Origin of the sequence: Pseudomonas sp. P5_109 (assembly GCF_034009455.1) — a bacterium.
Classification (GTDB): domain Bacteria; phylum Pseudomonadota; class Gammaproteobacteria; order Pseudomonadales; family Pseudomonadaceae; genus Aquipseudomonas.
In genome coordinates this window covers 5,228,236-5,243,910 of sequence record NZ_CP125380.1, presented here as the reverse complement: position 1 = coordinate 5,243,910, position 15,675 = coordinate 5,228,236, and the positions used below count along the sequence as shown (strand labels likewise).

At 52.4% G+C, this 15,675-nt stretch carries 12 protein-coding genes; all 12 read left to right on the top strand.

Annotated elements, in window-relative coordinates:
• The first annotated feature begins 11 nt into the window (after positions 1–11).
• The 12 genes from hisC to asnB all read left to right on the top strand — a co-directional run bounded on the left by hisC (position 12) and on the right by asnB (position 15,673).
• Entirely contained in the window at positions 12–1,124 is a 1,113-nt protein-coding gene (gene hisC / locus QMK54_RS23175; protein ID WP_110661833.1) for a histidinol-phosphate transaminase, read from the top strand.
• 28 nt (positions 1,125–1,152) lie between these two features.
• Positions 1,153–3,360 carry a bifunctional prephenate dehydrogenase/3-phosphoshikimate 1-carboxyvinyltransferase gene (locus QMK54_RS23170; RefSeq protein WP_320402942.1) on the top strand — a complete coding sequence of 736 codons (2,208 nt, stop codon included), beginning with the start codon at positions 1,153–1,155 and terminating at the stop codon, positions 3,358–3,360.
• Positions 3,357–4,046 (top strand): (d)CMP kinase, encoded by a 690-nt coding sequence (gene cmk / locus QMK54_RS23165; protein ID WP_320401413.1) that lies wholly within the window; start codon positions 3,357–3,359, stop codon positions 4,044–4,046. The genes QMK54_RS23170 and cmk overlap by 4 nt, the downstream gene beginning before the upstream one ends.
• A 120-nt stretch (positions 4,047–4,166) precedes the next feature.
• Positions 4,167–5,858 carry a 30S ribosomal protein S1 gene (gene rpsA / locus QMK54_RS23160; RefSeq protein ID WP_007973639.1) on the top strand — a complete coding sequence of 564 codons (1,692 nt, stop codon included), beginning with the start codon at positions 4,167–4,169 and terminating at the stop codon, positions 5,856–5,858.
• A 214-nt stretch (positions 5,859–6,072) separates the two neighbouring features.
• Positions 6,073–6,360 carry a YgdI/YgdR family lipoprotein gene (locus QMK54_RS23155; protein WP_223589617.1) on the top strand — a complete coding sequence of 96 codons (288 nt, stop codon included), beginning with the start codon at positions 6,073–6,075 and terminating at the stop codon, positions 6,358–6,360.
• A 143-nt stretch (positions 6,361–6,503) separates the two neighbouring features.
• Positions 6,504–6,818, top strand: coding sequence for an integration host factor subunit beta (gene ihfB / locus QMK54_RS23150; RefSeq protein WP_110658203.1), 315 nt, complete (start codon positions 6,504–6,506; stop codon positions 6,816–6,818).
• Positions 6,819–7,227: 409 nt separating this feature from the next.
• Positions 7,228–8,268 carry an LPS O-antigen chain length determinant protein WzzB gene (locus QMK54_RS23145; protein ID WP_110658198.1) on the top strand — a complete coding sequence of 347 codons (1,041 nt, stop codon included), beginning with the start codon at positions 7,228–7,230 and terminating at the stop codon, positions 8,266–8,268.
• Positions 8,269–8,769: 501 nt separating this feature from the next.
• The gene (gene tviB / locus QMK54_RS23140) at positions 8,770–10,047 is read left to right on the top strand and encodes a Vi polysaccharide biosynthesis UDP-N-acetylglucosamine C-6 dehydrogenase TviB (RefSeq protein WP_320401412.1); all 1,278 of its coding nucleotides are present in this window, start codon (positions 8,770–8,772) and stop codon (positions 10,045–10,047) included.
• 60 nt (positions 10,048–10,107) lie between these two features.
• On the top strand, positions 10,108–11,157 hold the full coding sequence (locus QMK54_RS23135) for an NAD-dependent epimerase/dehydratase family protein (RefSeq protein WP_320401411.1): 1,050 nt from the start codon (positions 10,108–10,110) through the stop codon (positions 11,155–11,157).
• A 5-nt stretch (positions 11,158–11,162) separates the two neighbouring features.
• Positions 11,163–12,386: an oligosaccharide flippase family protein gene (locus QMK54_RS23130; protein ID WP_110658192.1), complete on the top strand. Its 1,224-nt coding sequence runs from the start codon at positions 11,163–11,165 to the stop codon at positions 12,384–12,386.
• Positions 12,387–12,528: 142 nt separating this feature from the next.
• Positions 12,529–13,713 (top strand): oligosaccharide repeat unit polymerase, encoded by a 1,185-nt coding sequence (locus QMK54_RS23125; protein ID WP_146241858.1) that lies wholly within the window; start codon positions 12,529–12,531, stop codon positions 13,711–13,713.
• Positions 13,714–13,747: 34 nt separating this feature from the next.
• The gene (gene asnB / locus QMK54_RS23120; RefSeq protein WP_110658188.1) at positions 13,748–15,673 is read left to right on the top strand and encodes an asparagine synthase (glutamine-hydrolyzing); all 1,926 of its coding nucleotides are present in this window, start codon (positions 13,748–13,750) and stop codon (positions 15,671–15,673) included.
• Positions 15,674–15,675 lie beyond the last annotated feature (2 nt).

Genomic DNA, 15,675 nt, shown 5'->3' with positions numbered 1-15,675 from the left:
GGCGGTAGCAAATGAGTGGCAATTTCCTCGCTCTGGCACAGCCGGGCGTGCAACAACTTTCGCCTTACGTTCCAGGCAAGCCCGTGGACGAACTGGCGCGTGAGCTGGATCTCGATCCAGCCAACATCATCAAGCTGGCGAGTAACGAAAACCCGCTGGGTCCTGGCCCCAGGGCGCTGGCGGCTATCCGCGAGGCGCTGGCCGAGCTGACCCGCTATCCGGACGGCAACGGCTTTGCGCTGAAGTCCCTGCTGGCCGAACAGTGCCGTGTCGAGCTGAATCAAGTGACGCTGGGCAATGGTTCCAACGACATCCTGGAGCTGGTCGCGCGTGCGTATCTGGCGCCGGGTCTGAATGCCGTGTTCAGTGAGCATGCGTTCGCGGTCTACCCGATTGCCACTCAGGCCGTCGGCGCACAGGCCAAGGTGGTTCCGGCCAAGGATTGGGGGCATGACCTGCCTGCCATGCTGGCAGCCATCGATGCCAATACCCGTGTGGTCTTCATCGCCAACCCGAACAACCCCACCGGAACCTGGTTCGATGCCGAGGCATTGGACGAATTCCTGCAGGATGTTCCGGAGCATGTGCTGGTCGTGCTGGACGAGGCTTACATCGAATACGCCGAAGGCAGCGACCTGCCGGATGGCCTGGACTTCCTCGCGGCTTATCCGAACCTGCTGGTTTCCCGCACCTTCTCCAAGGCCTATGGCCTGGCGGCACTGCGCGTGGGTTATGGCTTGTCGACGCCGGTGGTCGCAGACGTGCTGAACCGCGTACGCCAGCCGTTCAACGTCAACAGCCTGGCCCTGGCCGCTGCTTGTGCGGCGTTGAAGGACGAAGAGTATCTGGCGCAAAGCCGCCAGCTGAACGAGTCCGGCATGCAGCAGTTGGAAGCCGGCTTCCGTGAGCTGGGGCTGAGCTGGATTCCATCCAAAGGCAACTTCATCTGCGTCGATCTCGGTCAGGTCGCGGCCCCGATGTTCCAGGGCTTGCTGCGCGAAGGTGTGATCGTGCGTCCGGTGGCCAACTACGGCATGCCGAATCACCTGCGCGTCACCATTGGCCTGCCGGCAGAGAACAGCCGCTTCCTTGAGGCGCTGACCAAGGTTCTGGCTCGTGGTTGATGTCACTGCTCTGCAATCTGCTGAACCTATGATCGGTCGCCTGGTGGTGGTCGGTCTCGGGCTGATCGGCGGTTCGTTTGCCAAGGGCTTGCGTGAAAGCGGCGTGTGCCGCGAAGTGGTCGGGGTCGATCTCGATCCACAATCGCGCCAGCTGGCGGTCGAGTTGGGTGTGGTGGATCGCTGTGAAGACGACCTGGTGGCTGCCTGTCAGGGTGCTGACGTGATTCAGTTGGCAGTGCCGATTCTGGCCATGGAGAAAGTGCTCGCGCGTTTGGCGAGCATGGATCTGGGGCAAGCGATCCTGACCGATGTCGGCAGCGCCAAAGGCAATGTGGTGCGTGCAGCAACCGAGGCGTTCGGTGGCATGCCGGCGCGGTTCGTGCCGGGCCATCCGATTGCCGGTTCCGAGCAGAGTGGCGTGGAAGCCTCAAACGCCGAGCTGTTCCGTCGCCACAAAGTGATCCTCACTCCGCTGGATCAGACCGATCCGGCAGCGCTAGCGGTAGTCGACCGTCTGTGGCGCGAGCTGGGCGCCGATGTCGAGCACATGCAGGTCGAGCGTCACGACGAAGTATTGGCGGCGACCAGTCACTTGCCGCACTTGCTGGCGTTCGGTTTGGTCGATTCGTTGGCCAAGCGCAATGAAAATCTTGAGATCTTCCGTTACGCTGCGGGCGGTTTCCGCGATTTCACAAGAATCGCCGGTAGCGACCCGGTCATGTGGCACGACATCTTCCTCGCCAACCGCGAAGCTGTCCTGCGCACACTCGATACATTTCGCAGCGACCTCGACGCCTTGCGCGACGCGGTCGATGCAGGGGATGGGCACCAATTGTTGGGCGTTTTCACTCGCGCCCGGGTTGCCCGCGAGCATTTCAGTAAAATCCTGGCCCGCAGGGCCTATGTGGACGCTATGAATTCCAACGATCTGATTTTCCTGGCTCAACCTGGTGGCCGCCTGTCCGGTCGGATTCGCGTACCAGGTGACAAATCGATTTCCCACCGTTCGATCATGCTCGGCTCCCTGGCTGAAGGCGTTACCGAAGTCGAAGGTTTCCTCGAGGGTGAAGATGCCCTGGCGACCTTGCAGGCTTTCCGTGACATGGGTGTCGTGATCGAAGGTCCGCACCACGGTCGCGTGACCATTCACGGCGTTGGCCTGCATGGCCTGAAGCCGGCACCGGGCCCGATCTACCTGGGCAACTCCGGTACTTCGATGCGTCTGCTGTCCGGCCTGCTGGCTGCGCAGGACTTCGACAGCACCTTGACCGGCGACGCTTCGCTGTCCAAGCGCCCGATGAATCGCGTCGCCAATCCATTGCGTGAAATGGGTGCCGTGATCGAGACCGCCGCTGAGGGTCGTCCACCGATGATCATTCGTGGTGGCCACAAGCTCAAGGGGCTGACCTACACGATGCCGATGGCCAGTGCCCAGGTTAAGTCCTGCCTGCTGTTGGCCGGCCTGTATGCCGAAGGCAAGACCACGGTTACCGAGCCTGCTCCGACCCGCGACCATACCGAGCGCATGCTGCGCGGCTTCGGCTACCCGGTAGCGGTCAACGGCGCGACCGCATCGGTCGAGTCCGGCAACAAGTTGACCGCAACCCATATTGAAGTGCCGGGCGATATCTCGTCTTCGGCGTTCTTCCTGGTGGCCGCTTCGATCGCCGAAGGTTCGGAACTGGTGCTGGAGCACGTCGGCATCAACCCGACCCGTACCGGCGTGATCGACATCCTGCGCCTGATGGGCGCCGACATCACCCTGGAAAACCAGCGTGAAGTGGGTGGCGAGCCGGTGGCCGACCTGCGCGTACGCGCAGCTAGACTCAAAGGTATCGAGATTCCCGAGGCGTTGGTTCCGCTGGCCATCGACGAATTCCCGGTGCTGTTCGTGGCGGCTGCCTGCGCCGAAGGGCGCACCGTGCTGACCGGCGCCGAAGAGCTGCGGGTCAAGGAATCTGATCGTATCCAGGTCATGGCGGACGGTCTGCTGGCTCTGGGCGTCAAGTGCGAGCCAACCCCGGATGGCATCATCATCGACGGCGGCCAGATCGGCGGCGGTGAAGTGCACGGTCATGGTGATCACCGTATCGCCATGGCGTTCAGCGTTGCTTCGTTGCGCGCCAGTGCGCCGATCCGCATCCATGATTGCGCCAACGTCGCGACGTCGTTCCCGAACTTCCTGGCGCTGTGCGCACAGGTCGGCATTCGTGTGGCACAAGAGGCACAGTCGTGAACAACATTGCACCGGTCATCACCATCGATGGGCCAAGCGGTTCGGGCAAGGGCACGGTAGCCGGGATCCTGGCCAAACGCCTGGGCTGGAACCTGCTGGATTCCGGTGCGCTGTACCGATTGCTGGCCTTTGCCGCGCATAATCATGGTGTCGACCTGACCAACGAAGAGCTGCTGAAGAAACTCGCCGCTCATCTGGATGTGCAGTTCATCGCCGCGACGGACGGTCAGTTGCAACGCATCATCCTTGAAGGTGATGAAGTCAGCGATGTCATTCGTACCGAAAGCGTCGGTTCCGGCGCTTCCCAGGTGGCTGCGCTGCCCGCTGTACGCGAGGCGCTGCTGCAACGCCAGCGCGCTTTTCAGGAAGCGCCGGGGCTGGTTGCCGATGGCCGCGACATGGGCACGGTGGTTTTTCCTGACGCGCCGCTGAAGATTTTTCTGACTGCCAGTGCCGAGGAGAGGGCACGCCGTCGATATTTGCAGTTGAAGGGCAAAGTCGGGGGTGTTAGTCTGTCGAGTCTGCTAGATGAGATACGTGCGCGCGATGAGCGTGACACCCAGCGAGCGGTAGCCCCGCTCAAACCGGCGGCTGACGCCATACAGCTGGATTCCACGGAATTGTCCATCGACCAGGTGCTGGAACGCATCATGAGCGAGATCGCCATTCGCGATATCGCCGGGTGACCAAGAAGGCCGCAGGGGACCAGTCATAGTCCTGCGGTGGCTTCTTTTAAATGAAACTAACCCACACCGTCTGGGGTGTGGAGATGGGCGTATTCTTCGCCCTCATCAACAGGAATTAAAATGAGCGAAAGCTTTGCGGAACTCTTTGAAGAAAGCCTAAAAACCCTGAACCTTCAGGCAGGCTCCATCATCACCGGTGTTATCGTTGATATCGATTACCAAGCTCGCTGGGTAACCGTTCACGCTGGCCTGAAGTCTGAAGCACTCATCCCGCTTGAGCAGTTCTACAACGACGCTGGCGAACTGAACATCAACGTCGGTGACGAAGTTCACGTTGCTCTGGACTCGGTTGAAGACGGCTTTGGTGAAACCAAGCTGTCCCGTGAAAAAGCCAAGCGCGCTGAATGCTGGATTGTTCTGGAAGCAGCCTTCGCAGCCGAAGAAGTGGTCAAGGGCGTTATCAACGGTAAGGTTAAAGGCGGCTTCACTGTCGACGTTAACGGCATCCGTGCGTTCCTGCCAGGTTCTCTGGTTGACGTCCGTCCAGTGCGCGACACCACGCACCTGGAAGGCAAAGAGCTGGAATTCAAGGTCATCAAGCTGGACCAGAAGCGCAACAACGTTGTCGTTTCCCGTCGCAGCGTCCTGGAAGCCGAGAACTCCGCCGAGCGCGAAGCTCTGCTGGAATCCCTGCAGGAAGGCCAACAAGTCAAAGGTATCGTCAAGAACCTCACCGATTACGGCGCATTCGTCGATCTGGGTGGCGTCGATGGCCTGCTGCACATTACCGACATGGCTTGGAAGCGTATCAAGCATCCTTCCGAAATCGTCAACGTTGGCGACGAGATCGATGTCAAGGTTCTGAAGTACGATCGCGAGCGCAATCGTGTTTCCCTGGGCCTGAAGCAGCTGGGCGAAGATCCATGGGTTGCTATCAAAGCCCGTTACCCAGAAAGCACTCGCGTTACCGCGCGTGTAACCAACCTGACCGACTACGGCTGCTTCGCTGAGCTGGAAGAAGGCGTTGAAGGTCTGGTACACGTTTCCGAAATGGACTGGACCAACAAGAACATCCACCCTTCGAAAGTCGTACAAGTCGGCGACGAAGTGGAAGTTATGGTTCTGGACATCGACGAAGAGCGTCGTCGTATCTCCCTGGGCATCAAGCAGTGCAAATCTAACCCATGGGAAGATTTCTCTGGCCAGTTCAACAAGGGCGATAAAATCTCCGGCACCATCAAGTCGATCACCGATTTCGGTATCTTCATTGGTCTGGACGGCGGCATCGACGGTCTGGTTCACCTGTCCGACATCTCCTGGAACGAAGTGGGCGAAGAAGCCGTTCGCCGTTTCAAGAAGGGCGACGAACTGGACACCGTTATCCTGTCGGTTGACCCAGAGCGCGAGCGCATCTCCCTGGGTATCAAGCAACTGGAAAGCGATCCGTTCTCCGAGTACGTTCAAGAGAACGACAAAGGCGCAATCGTTAAGGGCATCGTGAAAGAAGTTGACGCTAAAGGCGCCATCATCACTCTGGCCGACGATATCGAAGCGACTCTGAAAGCCTCCGAAATCAGCCGTGACCGCGTTGAAGACGCGCGCAACGTTCTGAAAGAAGGCGAAGAAGTAGAAGCCAAGATCATCAGCGTTGACCGCAAGAGCCGTGTAATTCAGCTCTCGATCAAGTCGAAAGACGTTGAAGACGAGAAAGAAGCAATCCAGAGCCTGCGCGACAAGCCAGTAGCTACTGATGCTCCTGTGGCCACCACTCTGGGTGACCTGCTGCGTGCACAAATGGAAAAACAGAACTAAGTTCTGATTTTCTGTAAAAAAGGGCGACTTCGGTCGCCCTTTTTTGTGCCTGGAATTTGCTGGGTGAGGTGCGCTCGGGTTTGCTTGCTCGGGTCGTGAACCAAAAACGAAGAAAAAATGTCTGATTGTTTAATCGTATCAAACGCTTATTTGCAGCTAGTCTTTAGCCTGAGACAAATGTTCGGCCGGTAGGCTTTCTGGCAAAAGGAAGTGAATGAACAAGCTCATTGTCGTAGTAGCAGTATTGGCACTAGCGGGCTGTACCACCAACGCCAAAACTCACGTCGTACACGGGGTCAATGGCATTGAGGTCGATTGTTCGGGTCTCGGTTCGAAATGGGATAAGTGTTACAAGCGCGCGGCTAAGGAGTGCAGGGGGGCTGGCTACAAGGTCGTGGTGAGATCTGATGATGTCAAGGAAGAAGAGGAAAGCTACCTTTTCGGATTCAACCCGGCGGGTTTCTTGACGCGCACTATGTTGGTGGTTTGTCGGAGATCGTGATCGCTCAGAAGCCTGCCGCCTTCCAGGAATCAAGCATATTGGGGGGTTGGAATAGATGGCAAAACTCGGGCTGTTCAAAATCACGCCGGCGTGCTAAAACCTTTGAAGCGCTGACCTAGCTGCTTGAAAAAGAAGGGAAAAATATGACGAAGTCGGAGTTGATCGAACGAATTGTCACCCATCAAGGGCTGCTCTCATCCAAGGATGTTGAGCTGGCCATCAAGACCATGCTTGAGCAAATGTCCCAATGTCTGGCTACCGGGGACCGTATTGAGATCCGGGGGTTTGGCAGCTTCTCTCTGCACTATCGTGCTCCAAGGGTTGGTCGTAACCCGAAAACCGGCCAGTCAGTCAGTCTCGACGGCAAATTCGTCCCGCATTTCAAGCCAGGTAAAGAACTGCGTGATCGTGTAAATGAGGAAGAGGAGGGGTTCGGTGGCGATGAGTTGGCTAGATAAGGGTCGCATCAAGCGAGTCATGATCACTGGGCTTGTCTTATTAATGTCAATTACATGCCTGCTCTTCGTGCTGGAAAACCAGCAGCTTGTCGTCGTTTCCTTCTTCGGTTTTTCGTCACCCCAGCTACAGATCTCGATGTTCGGAGTTGCTTCGTTCCTGGTGGGAATGATCTTTGGTGGGGGGGTTGTTGTGGCTCATTTCTTGGGGAGAAAGCGCGGACGATAGGCTGGGTAATGGTTTTCCTGGTGTTTTTAAGGTTCGCGCCTGAGGATGTAGCAAAGTATTTTTCGTGAGTTGATAAAGGAGTGCTGTCGTTTCCTCCTTATCTGCCTCGATCTACATTGATTATTCTCAAGTGGTCTGGTTTTTGGATTAGCGTACTGCTTAAGAAAAAAAGGCTAACAATATATGCGTGTTGATTCAAACAAAGATAATGAGCTACAAAATTTTGAGATTCAACGATTCGTTCGTGCGATTTTGCGTCAAAAGTTTATTGTTATCGGCTTTGTTGTTTTGGGCGCTGCTCTTGCAGTGAGCTATGCTTTTCTTGCTTCTCCCGTCTATGAGGCGAAGGTATTTATAATGCCGCCGTCTCAGAGTGATATATCCAACTTCAACTACGGTCGAATGAAAGAGTCGGAGTTGGTTCCTTACACGGTTAAGGATGTCTACGATATTTACACTCGATCTTTGCAGGCGGAATCGCTCCGACTAGACTTTTTTAGCAAGGTTTATGTGCCGAGTTTGTCCCCTGAAGAGCAAAAAAAATCCAGGGATGTCCTGTATTCGAATTTCTCCGCGGTGCTGCGCGTGGTTCCGCCGCTTAGGGAGAGCTCTGACAGGTATGCGGTTGTCGTGCAGGCCACTCATCCTGAGAAGGCCAAGGAGTGGGCTACTGAATATGTGGCTCAGGCTGGTGAATTGGCCAAGAATGAAATGATCAAGAACGTTTCAATTGAGTCTGAGGTCCGGGCTCGTAATCTGGAACAACAGATCAGTTCCGCCAGGGAGAAAAGCACTAAGGCCAGAGAGGATTCGATTGTCAGATTGAATGAGGCTCTGCGCATCGCTGATTCAATTGGTCTGGAAAAACCGCCTGCGATCACGGTGAGCCAGTCAGTCATCGCTGGCGGGGAGGCTGGTCAGCTTACGTACATGCGTGGCTCGAAAGCGCTAAAGGCGGAAATTGAAAGTTTGCAGGCTCGCGAGTCCGATGACCCTTTTACGGATCGCTTGCGTGATCTTCAGGACCGATTCAATTTCTTCAAGGGGCTGAAAACAGAGCCGGCATTGGTGTCCGTCTATCGGCAAGACGGGGTGGTGGAGCTGCCAGACAATCCAGTGAAACCTAACAAGACTCTGGTCCTTGTATTTGGGGTTATTGCAGGGCTGATCGCAGGCATTGCCTTCGTATTGTTTCGTGGGTTGTTTGCCGTGAAGCCGGATTAACTGAATTTCAGTTTTTTGTCTGATGTGCATTGGTAGATAGTCGCCCAGGGAGGGGCGGTTTCTAGTTTTTGACTAGGGGTTGGTTGTCTGGTCGTTTAGTCGAAATGATCGGTTTCTTGTTGGATTTTTGACTCCAGAGGTTTGGTTGGTGTCGGATTCGACAAGAGTATTTTCAAGGGGGAGCCCCCTGCTTTCAGGTCCTGCATGTTTTTTCATGTGTTGGCTTGAGTGTGTCCTCGACATTGTGATGAGCAGGTCGCGATCGAAAATTGCCGATCGCGTTGCGGTGGCAATGCCTTGCGATCGTGGCTCTGAGTGTGTGCCAGAGGGAGGGGAGGAGCGTTCGAGCCGTTCCTTGGCTTTCTGAAAATTGTTATGGCTCCCTTAGGCGCTTTCGGTATAATTTCTCATTTACGCAGCCGTAATGTTTGTTTCTAAAACGCTAAAATTAGGCGCGTTTTTTACGATCGACTTAATATTGATGAATGGCAAGGGAAAACAATGCTTAAACTCGAAGATGTGAAGTTGGCCATAGTGGGTCTCGGTTATGTGGGCTTGCCGCTGGCGGTTGAGTTTGGCAAAAAAATGCAAGTCGTCGGATTTGATATCAGTCAGCGTCGAATCGAAGCGCTGAAAGCGGGCCATGACGCTACTCTCGAGGTGTCTGACTCTGAGTTGAGTTCTGCGTCGGGTTTAAGTTTCAGCTCTGAACTGGAAGAGTTGTCTGCTTGCAATATCTATATTGTTACCGTTCCAACCCCGATTGATGAACATAAGAGACCGGATTTGACTCCTCTGGTTAAAGCCAGTGAGTCGATTGGTCGTGTTTTGAAAAAGGGCGATATCGTTATTTATGAGTCAACGGTCTATCCTGGTGCTACCGAGGAAGATTGCGTTCCGGTGCTGGAAAAAGTATCCGGGTTGAAATTCAATGTTGATTTTTATGCCGGCTATAGCCCTGAGCGGATAAACCCTGGCGATAAAGAACATCGTGTTACTACCATCAAGAAAGTAACTGCCGGGTCCACTCCAGAGGTCGCTGATCTGGTCGATGCTTTGTATAATACAATCATCGTTGCCGGAACTCATAAAGCCAAGAGTATCAAAGTTGCCGAGGCGGCAAAGGTTATTGAGAATACGCAGCGCGACTTGAATATTGCTCTGATCAATGAGTTGGCACTTATTTTCAATAAGATGGGAATCGACACTCAGGCGGTTCTGGAAGCAGCCGGGACGAAGTGGAATTTCTTGCCTTTCCGTCCGGGACTGGTTGGCGGTCACTGCATCGGTGTAGACCCCTATTACCTGACTCACAAAGCACAGTCCATCGGCTATCATCCTGAAATCATTTTAGCGGGTCGTCGCTTGAATGACAGCATGGGAGCCTATGTAGTATCTCAACTTGTCAAGGCAATGCTGAAGCGCAAAATTCATGTTGATGGTGCTCGCGTCTTGATCATGGGGTTGACGTTCAAAGAGAACTGCCCGGACCTGCGCAATACTAAAATCATTGATATTGTGAATGAACTCGCTGAGTTCAATATTGTTGTTGACGTTTATGATCCGTGGGTAGATGCGGCGGAAGCAATGCATGAGTACTCAATCACTCCTATCGGCCAGCCACAGGTGAATTCTTACGACGGTATCATTCTGGCTGTCGCACACAATGAATTCTCTGCGATGGGTGCTGAGCAAATTCGGAGCCTGGGTAAGGCGGAGCATGTTCTCTACGATCTCAAGTACCTACTGGATGCCTCTCAATCAGATCTGCGTCTCTGAATATCAGGGTCTGTAAAGACCCTGATTCGTTACTGCCAGAAAAACCAAGTCGAGAATTACATGATCCGTTTCGAAGAAGTTAAAGTTGAAATTCAACAATCCCCAAAGGTTTGGTTGGTGACGGGGGTGGCCGGATTTATTGGCTCCAATTTATTGGAGACACTGCTGCAATTAGATCAGCGGGTTGTAGGCCTAGATAACTTTGCGACAGGTCATCAGCGTAATCTCGATGAAGTGCAATCGGTAGTGAGTCCTGAGCAATGGGCGCGCTTCGCACTGGTAAACGGCGATATCAGGAACATCGACGATTGCAAGAGTGCAATGACTTTCCGTGGGGACACTGATATTCCGGTGGACTACGTTTTGCATCAGGCAGCATTAGGTTCTGTTCCTCGCTCCATCAATGATCCTATTACAACCAACAGCACCAATATCGACGGCTTTCTGAATATGTTGGTTGCGGCGAAGGATGCGAAAGTAAAGAGCTTTACTTATGCTGCCTCCAGTTCTACCTATGGCGATCACCCTGGACTTCCCAAGGTCGAAGGTGTGATTGGCAAGCCGCTGTCCCCTTATGCGGTCACCAAGTATGTAAACGAATTGTATGCCGAGGTTTTTTCCAGTACATACGGTTTCAATACCATTGGTCTTCGCTATTTTAACGTCTTTGGCAAGCGTCAGGATCCTAATGGCGCCTATGCAGCCGTGATTCCTAAGTGGACGGCTGCCATGATCAATAACGAAGAAGTTTTCGTGAATGGCGATGGTGAAACCAGTCGGGACTTTTGTTTCGTAGAGAACGCAGTTCAAGCCAATATACTGGCTGCTTGCGCGGGTTCGGAAGCAAAGAATAACGTATATAACGTCGCTGTCGGTGACAGGACAACATTGAATCAGGTTTTTACCTGTATCAAGGACGCTTTGGCTCGTGTTGATGTCAAGTCTACTTCGGATTTGGTCTATCGGGATTTTCGCGCTGGCGACGTAAGACACTCGCAGGCGAATATTGACAAGGCAAAGAATCTGTTGGGCTACGAGCCGCTTTTCAATGTTGGTGAAGGTATGCTGAAAGCGGCAAGTTGGTATGTCTCGTTCTTTGCAAGAAGTTAAGACTAGTGATTAAAGAGATCTGCGCAATCACTGTCCTTGCAAACAAACTTTGCATGTTTGTATTGTTGTTCAGTTTGGCGCGAATATTAGGCGTCGAACTGTACGGGGTATTCTCTTACCATTACGCGATCGTAACAGGTATCGCGACGGTGGTAGGAGAGTGCCTGAGTGTGGCGTTGAGTCGTTATGCGGTCCTAAATGCCGAAAAAGTAAACTACAAGACTTCCTTGGGTCTCATGTCGTGGGGTGGCAGCGTTGTAGGTGCCCTCTGCGTCATCGTATTTTTAATTTTTCCGGCGCCTGCTTCCTCTTACGAAGTGAACTCTGGCTATTTGCTGGTCGGAGCATTTTTTCTAGGTTTCGCTTGTGTTTGCAATTTGACTATAACCGGGTTGATGTTTTCCCTTGAAACCTCAGGGAAATGGGCGGCTGCGTTGGCTGCCCATGGACTGCTTGGATTGCTGTTGGTAGTTTCCATTGCGAAGATTGGAGGTCAAATAGAGGGGGTGATTCTAACGTTCGCAATTTGTACGCTAATCGCTCCTGCATTTGGATTTCTAACAATAAAGAGAAGTAAGTTTAGCCACGAAGGTAGTGAGGGGCGAGAGTCTTCCTCTTTTCAACAAATGGTGGCTTTGCTTTCACGCTCAGGGGCTCCGACTATTGCCGGTAGTATGCTTCTCGGGGCGCCTGTTCATATTGTTTGTCTGATGATATTTGCCAAGTCGAGCTTGAACGTATCTGAAGTTGGCTACTTTAACCTGTTTTTTCTTTTTTATATTCTGGTCACTGTGCTGCCAAGTTCGCTTACATCCTACGCCATTGTAAAGCTGGCAGGGCGCGGGAACAGTGCCAGTAAATTGTACTTGATGCTTGGGCTGGTAATTTCAGTTTGTTTGCCTGTGTTCCTGGTCTTGTCACAGAGCTACTGGTTGTGTTTGCTCGGTAGTAGCATCTGCAGCAAAAATGATCTTTTGGATTACGCAGTGGTGGCGGGTGGCATCGGGCTAACGACTACAATCGTCACTCAAATACTGCACAGTAAAAATATGACCCGGGTGGTTTTTCTTGGTAGTTGTGTTTATGCGTTTGTTTATTTGTCCATGACGGTAGTGGCAGGATTCAAGGGCGGTATGTTGGCGGTCGACCTTTTCAGGTCATTTGTTTTGGCGTTGGCGACTCAAATTGTTGTGCTCGCGGTCCTGGGTGGCCGTAAGTTGGTGCAGTGACAAGTGTATTGGGTGTGAGCGTTGTTTATACAGGGCTCATGGCTGAAAGTGATATTGGGGCCAGTATTGAGTCTGGTTTACGCTTCGGTTGCTTTGTTTTTGTTGGTCAAGGCTAATGGTTATATTACTGGTTTCGACGTGCTTGCTGCTTTTACTGACGCAATGCGTTCTGTGCCTGATATCAAAAAAATATCTCGTTGCCTTGTACGCCGTTTGCTATTCGGTGCCTTTTTTAGGCCTTATCAGTTGTCTGTGGGGTGAAGTCGTTACGCTTTGGCCCATTGGCGACTATGCTTTTTATCTGGATGATGTATTAGTATTCCGACTTTCTCTGGTCTGGTTCCTTGGTGTTGCTGGTGGGCTCATTGGCTATCTGTTGTCATTGCTGGTGCCACCCAGAAGTTTGGACTCACCGCAGAAAACTTTTTTGTCCGCGTTAGACTTCAAGCTGGCGGGTGCGATCTTCCTTGCGCTGTCGGTCTTCTTTATTAGTTTCAGGCTTGTCAACGCGAACGCACTGCTTGAGAGTTTCGCGGGTATTGAGTCGGTGGTGGTTTTTTCCATCATTGCGATCATTGCCTTGGCGTTTTCCTACCCCTCCAGATCGATGTTTTTTGTGTCTGGCGCTCTAGTGTTTTCTTATTGCGTTGCCAACGCCATGACCGGGGATCGCGATTTTGTTGTCCTGGTTGTCGCTTCAATCCTGGGGTTGTTATTTCGCTATAATCAATATATCAAGTTTAAAACTCTATTCCTCGTAGCTGTATTCATGGTTCTTCTGCTCGTCAGCGGCGTTATTGTTTCAATGAGTCGAATGGATGTGGACTTAACCTCGGATAACATTACGCAGTATTTATTGTTTAACTCGTGGAATGCGATAATTTTGCCGCTTGTGCAGCAGTTAACCAATTTCTGGGATGGTGAGCACCTACGTTACGGTCAAACCTACCTCGACATGTTTCTTTCGTTGGCGCCATCGCCTTTCTATTCGGCTCTGGGAATGGAAAAACCCATTATGGTGGATAATCCTGCCCTCTGGTATTACATTACCGGGCTCGGCGGGATCCACGTTTCTGGTGTGGCTTTTGAGAATTTCGGATTGTTTGGTGTTTTCCTCAATGGATTCATCAGTGTCTGTTTCTTGCGGTTGATCGACTCGCGCTGTCGCGAGGATGATTTTTTGCGAATTTTCTTGTACATGCTGTGTGCCGCATCGGTTATGCACTGGGTTTGGTACGGCGAAATATACTTGCTGAACTCATTGGTTTTTTATGTGATGGCGTTAGGATTATTCTTCACGATGAAGCTCGTTCGGGTTTTGAAGTGAGCTTTAATATTTTCATTGGATTGAGAGAGTAGGTATGTGCGGAATTGCGGGAGTTGTCGGGTGGAAGCTGGATCAGCAAGGCGCCGTTGCCGTTGGCAAGATGGTGGATGCGCTGATACATCGTGGGCCCGATGATGGAGCAGTTTGGTCAGATGCCGATAGTGGAGTTTCGCTGGGTCACCGACGGCTTTCGATCCTGGAACTGTCGGTGCACGGAAGTCAGCCGATGGTTTCCGATGACGAGCGGTTCATTATTGTTTTCAACGGTGAAATATATAATTTTAACGAGTTGCGCGAGAAACTGATTGCTTCAGGTTTGACGCGTGTTTGGCGAGGTCACTCTGATACAGAAGTGCTGCTGGCTGCGCTCGGTGCGTGGGGGGTACAAAAAACCCTCGAAAATCTGGTGGGCATGTTTGCTTTTGCCGTCTGGGATAAAGTTTCCAAAACGATAACCCTGGCACGAGACAGAATGGGAGAAAAACCACTCTATTACGGTATTGTGGGCAACCGTTTTGTCTTCTCCTCCGAATTGAAGGCAATCAAGGCTGCGTTTGGCAGCGATCTGCGAATTGATCGTCATGCTTTAGCGAAGTTTGTCAGGTATGGCTATGTTCCGGCTCCGGAGTCTATCTATGAAGGCATCAAGAAGTTAGAGCCAGCGCATTATTTGAATGTTGGCTCGCTTTCTGCGGCGCTAGAACCTGTTTCCTACTGGTCGTTGCCGCGCGCTGGCGAGCTAAAGTACGAGCTGTCGCAGGCCAGTGATAAGGAAGTTGTAGACATTGTCGGTGAGAAATTGTCTGCTGCGGTAAAGTCGCAAATGATTTCCGATGTTCCACTTGGGGCGTTTTTGTCAGGCGGTGTCGATTCAAGTTTGATCGTTTCGTTGATGCAATCGCAAAGCTCTACCAGCATCAACACTTACACGATCGGTTTTAATGAGCCTGAGTTTGATGAAGCGCCTTACGCCAAAGCTATTGCCAAGCACTTGGGGACTAACCATACCGAGTTTTATCTCGGTGCCGACGATGCTGTTTCAATAATCCCGCACTTGCCGGAAATATACGACGAGCCGTTTGCTGACTCCTCTCAAATCCCTACAATCCTGGTCTCCAGGATGACAAAACAGCATGTATCCGTCGCCTTATCCGGTGACGGAGGCGATGAGCTTTTTGCCGGGTATCCCCGCTATCAGGTTACTGCAGGACTATGGACACGCATTAAAAAGCTGCCGTTGCCTGCACGCCAGATCATGGCCTATTCACTTCGCTCACTTTCGTCCAAGGGCTGGGACAACGTCTGTTCGATTTTGCCGGACAGCCTTCGGACCAAGATTAATGGTCGACGTATCTACAGAATGTCCGAGTTGTTGGGCTCTGAAAATCTGGCGCAGATGTATACCGGTTTGATGTCTCAGTGGCAGTCGAACGAAAGTGTGGTCCTGGGTATCGATGCTCAACAGCAAGGTGTTGCTTCCTGGGAATCGGCAGTGGATTACGTCGAGGAAATGCGTCGCTGGGACGTCTCCCAGTATTTGCCTGATGATTTGCTGGTCAAAGTGGATCGTGGCGCGATGAGCGCAAGTCTGGAGACCCGCGCGCCATTGCTTGATCATCGAGTTGCAGAACTCGCGTTTTCGTTGTCCTCAGACCAACTGATAAAAAATGGTGTGGGGAAATGGCCACTTCGCGAGCTTCTTAAGCGATATGTTCCTAATTCATTCTTTGACAGGCCGAAGGCGGGTTTCTCTATTCCATTGGCGCAATGGCTGCGTGGGCCGCTGAAAGAATGGGCAGAGGAACTGTTAACGGAGGAGCGTCTCAAGAGAGAGGGCTACTTCGATTGTCAGAAAATTCGCTCGGCATGGCTCCAGCATCAAAACGGAACATACGATCGTAGTCTTCATTTGTGGAATATTCTAATGTTCCAATCCTGGCTCGATAAAAATAGCCACTAATT

Coding starts and splice junctions, on each gene's coding strand:
- hisC (WP_110661833.1), top strand. CDS start 12: ATGAGTGGCAATTTCCTCGCTCTGGCACAGCCGGGCGTGCAACAACTT.
- tviB (WP_320401412.1), top strand. CDS start 8,770: ATGCTTAAACTCGAAGATGTGAAGTTGGCCATAGTGGGTCTCGGTTAT.
- QMK54_RS23135 (WP_320401411.1), top strand. CDS start 10,108: ATGATCCGTTTCGAAGAAGTTAAAGTTGAAATTCAACAATCCCCAAAG.
- QMK54_RS23170 (WP_320402942.1), top strand. CDS start 1,153: ATGATCGGTCGCCTGGTGGTGGTCGGTCTCGGGCTGATCGGCGGTTCG.
- asnB (WP_110658188.1), top strand. CDS start 13,748: ATGTGCGGAATTGCGGGAGTTGTCGGGTGGAAGCTGGATCAGCAAGGC.
- rpsA (WP_007973639.1), top strand. CDS start 4,167: ATGAGCGAAAGCTTTGCGGAACTCTTTGAAGAAAGCCTAAAAACCCTG.
- ihfB (WP_110658203.1), top strand. CDS start 6,504: ATGACGAAGTCGGAGTTGATCGAACGAATTGTCACCCATCAAGGGCTG.
- QMK54_RS23145 (WP_110658198.1), top strand. CDS start 7,228: ATGCGTGTTGATTCAAACAAAGATAATGAGCTACAAAATTTTGAGATT.
- QMK54_RS23155 (WP_223589617.1), top strand. CDS start 6,073: ATGAACAAGCTCATTGTCGTAGTAGCAGTATTGGCACTAGCGGGCTGT.